This is a genomic window from Treponema endosymbiont of Eucomonympha sp., assembly GCF_001028545.1.
Window position 1 is genome coordinate 1 of the sequence record NZ_BBPW01000376.1, and the last position, 670, is coordinate 670.

The 670-nt window shown below is 45.2% G+C and carries 1 protein-coding gene; it reads right to left on the reverse strand.

The window, feature by feature from the left end; genetic code table 11:
• Nucleotides 1-109: 109 nt before the first annotated feature.
• A complete protein-coding gene (locus AWU74_RS11965; RefSeq protein ID WP_062328719.1) occupies nucleotides 110-580 on the reverse strand; it encodes a nitrogenase component 1 family protein in 471 nt (156 codons plus the stop codon).
• Nucleotides 581-670: the final 90 nt, after the last annotated feature.

Here is a 670-nt window from a genome sequence, read left to right on the forward strand (position 1 = left end):
TCCGACCGACAGGTTAATATCCTCAAGCACATAAGATATATCGGCGTTCTGATTATAGGAAAAAGAAACGTTCTCCAATTTTATTTCGCCCACGTTATTTTCCTTCTCTTTAATGACCGCCAATGTCGTCAAGTTTTACTACTACGCCGGACCCAAGTATTTTGCTTGTTATATCGTCGTGAAGGTCCTGTAGAAACGTAAGGGCGCCATTCCAGCCGAAATAGGTTTTATTGCCGATTACAGAGTCTCCGTAGGGCGCCGAAACCCGTACAAAGGGACGCTGCTTATAATTTGCGGTAAGCTGATCCCACGCGGTTCCAAAAAGACACGCCTTTTTGAACAGGACATCTTCCTTTTTTATTTCCACGTCGCAAAGCCCGCCGTCGGTGGTAAACACCACGTCAAATTCATCTGCACGGTCATATTCGACATTCCGTAGTTCCCCGGCAATCCGTTCCTGGTGCTTCTCCGGGACACCATCGATGATGAATATTTTCTGCGGCGTCATCCACCAGTCATTTACTAAAAACCGGGTAAGCGAAAGGGTCTGAGCCGCGCTTGAATTGATGACGGACAGCAAAGAATCACGTCGTTTTTATTGCTTTTACGTGTTTTCTACAGAAAACTTGAAGATATGAACCAAAACTCGCTAGATGTTGTGGGATTAAAA